Below are 3,327 nucleotides of genomic sequence, written 5' to 3' on the forward strand. Positions count from 1 at the left end.
GAAGGTCGGTTTCCCCGGCATTTGCCCTATTGCTTAAAAAAAGTGCGATTAAACCAAGGATGCTGACCATAACACCGGTAGCACCTCCCTTGTTTTCAACGGTAAACAATTGCCCATAATCGATGGTATAAACCAGGTGGAGAATGATCAAAACGATCAATATTACGGTAAGAACAAAGCTGAATCGATTCATAGTAACTGCATTTTATGAATTAAGCTATTTAAAAAATTCCAAAAAACAAATCCCAAATTACAAATAATATTCAAATCTCAATTAACGAATTTCGAAACACTCCAGCTTACAGGTAAAGAACTTAGGCTAGAGTGTTTTGGTCATTTATGATTGATTATTGGAATTCCCCGCCTGCCGTCGGGGCAGGTATTTGTTATTTAGGATTTGAGATTTGTCTGCCAGACGGCAGACTGGGTGCTTATTATACTTACTTTTTAGCCACATGCTTTAAGATCCCAAGATAGAAATTTATTCAGTAAAAGTCAACCGGTATGTTTAAATTCTCTCCTCTCTCCAACCCGTTTAAAAAATGAGGATCATGCTTCTCTTGGATCCGGCTTCAGGGGCAGTTTGGCCATCTTTTCCACCTCTAAGCTGGGAAATCCGAATTCTTCAACAATCTTGCCCAGCAACAGATACACCCCATATCCCCGGAAAGGATAGGCTTTAAGCGAACCGGGGAAATGCACCGTATCAAAAAATTCACCTTCCAGATCAATGAAGGCAGCAAAATTCATGATCTCCCCCTTGACGGTCTTCACATATTTGATATTAACCAACTGACCCACCAAACGTTTCTTTTCGCCTACATGGTCCATTAAGTTCCGGGCAAGCACCTCACCCCGGAAGGAAGTCTTCAGCATATCAAAACGGCTCAAAGTGACAGGAAAGCCAAGGAGTTCCATTTCATCGTATGCATCTTCCAGCGAACTCTGCTCAAACTCGGGAAGTTCATAGTTATGGCCTTCCGGCCGGAACAGTTCCTTTGAACGGGCATCGGTTTTCTTTTTCCCGGTAAGCATGTGCGCTTTCCACAACAATTCTGGTTTAGTTATCCCTGTAAACCGCAACGCACCGGTTCTTATCAGAAGAATGATCTGTTCCCTGTGAATACCGGTTCTGTAAATAAAATCTGCCAGATCCCCGTATGCTCCTCCCTGTTCTCTCTCCCCCACGATTAAGCTGGCCGTGCGTTGCTCCATATCTTTGACATGAATGAACCCCAGATAAATATCCCGGCCGATGATCCTTGTCAGATAATGGCTGTAATTGACAGAAGGAAGATGAATCCTGGCACCATACCGTTGTGCCTCATTGATATAGAGCCAGGTATGATAGAAACCTCCGAAATTATTGATGACTGCGGTAAGAAATTCCCGCGGATAATAGGCCTTCAAATACAGGCTCTGAAAACTTTCTACGGCATAAGAGGCTGAATGGGCTTTGGAAAAAGAATAGCCTGCAAACGATTCGATCTGCCTCCATACTTCTTTTATGATATTTTCGGGATAACCCCGCTCCCGGCAGTTGCTGAAAAATTTATCCTCGATCTTTTGGAACTCCTTTTTGGAGCGAAATTTACCGCTCATGGCCCGACGCAGGATATCGGCATCGGCCAGGTCGAGGCCGGCAAAATGATGGCACACCTTCAGCACATCTTCCTGGTACACCATCACTCCGTAAGTTTCTTTCAACTGCTCCTTCATCACCGGATGGATGTAGTCAAATCCATCCGGGTTATGGAAACGCCGGATGTACTCCTTCATCATTCCCGATTTGGCAACGCCGGGGCGAATGATGGAAGAAGCCGCCACCAGGGTAAGGTAGGTGTCGCAACGCAGTTTCTTCAGCAAGCCTCTCATAGCCGGGCTTTCAATGTAGAAACAACCGGTAGTTTCCCCTGAGCGCAGCAGCTCCCTGGCCTTAGGATCATTCTTCACGGCATCGACATTGTGAATTTCGATCTCCACGGCCTGATTTTCCCGGATAATTTCCACACCATCGCGGATATGGCCTATACCGCGCTGGCTAAGTATGTCCAGCTTCTCAAAGCCTATGTCTTCTGCTGAATACATATCCCACTGGGTGGTTGGGTAGCCTTTGGGGGGAAGATCGAGGGCCGTGTACCAGGAAACCGGCTTTTCGGAGATCAGCACTCCTCCGGCATGGATGCTGCGCAGGTTGGGGAAGTCGGTCAGCCTCCCGGCAAGCTGAAAAATTTTATCCACAGTGGTATCCTTGTTGATGTGACGGGCCGGCTGCTCCACAATGGAGTCGATCTCCCCCTTGGGCAGACCATAGACTTTGCCAAGTTCCCGTATGATGGAGCGTCCCCTAAATGTAGAGATGGTACCCAGCAAAGCCGTGTGCTCCTCCGGGTAGGTTCGGAAAATGTAGTCGAGCACCTCATCCCGTTCCTTCCAGGAATAGTCGATGTCAAAATCCGGCGGGCTGCTTCTTTTGGGATTGATGAAGCGTTCGAAATAAAGATTCAGCTCAATGGGATCCACATCGGTGATGTGCAGGCAATAGGCCACCACACTATTGGCACCACTCCCCCGCCCCACATGATGAAAACCCCGCTGCATGGAGTAGCGGATGATGTCATGGGTGATCAGGAAATAAGCCCCAAACCCCAGCCGGTTGATGACCTCCAGCTCCCGGTCAATCCTTTCCCGGGCCACAGGATCATCAGGGCCATAGCGTTCCTGCATCCCTTCATAGGCCAGCTTTTCAAGCAGCTTGCGATCCTCCTCCCTGCTGCCGGTGAAGGTTTTCTTATTCTTGATATCCCGGCCAAAGTTCAATCCAGGCAGGTTTTCAATGATCCGGGCATTTTCTTTGAGCTCCGGGAAATGCTTATAATTCTCCTTTATTTGATCTGGTGCATAAAAAAATCCTTTTTCAGAGGCCAGCCAATCTTCATTTAGCTGGGTAAGCAGGGTATTGTGGTCGATGGCCCGCAGGTGACGATGCATTTCCAGGTCCTCTTTCGTGAGAAACGTCACCGGATGGATAGCCATCAGCTTGCTGGCAAGGGCGGGGTATTCCTTACCAACAATCTTATTGATATCCTGAAGGCGGATACCCACGAATTGGTTCTCCTGTAGCTCTGACGGATCTACCGAACCGTACGGAAATATGAATATCACACCCTCTAAAACAGGCGGCCTGGATGGAAGATCTTTTTTTCTCAGCCGGTAATGGCTCAGGAAATTGTTCAGGTGGTACAATCCTTCATGGCTTTTGGCAATGCCAGTATAAAGCCAGGTATCCTTATTCCTGAATTCGATGCCTGCAATTGGGCGCAGGCC

Annotated in this window: 2 protein-coding genes; both read right to left on the reverse strand. The window is 47.6% G+C overall.

The window, feature by feature from the left end; translation table 11 throughout:
- The coding region (locus tag KGY70_19475; protein MBS3777384.1) for a hypothetical protein at positions 1-193 on the reverse strand (193 nt) is incomplete at its 3' end.
- Positions 194-549: 356 nt separating this feature from the next.
- The coding region (locus tag KGY70_19480) for a DNA polymerase III subunit alpha (protein MBS3777385.1) at positions 550-3,327 on the reverse strand (2,778 nt) is incomplete at its 5' end.

It is taken from the genome of Bacteroidales bacterium, assembly GCA_018334875.1.
Classification (GTDB): Bacteria; Bacteroidota; Bacteroidia; order Bacteroidales; family UBA12077; genus JAGXLC01.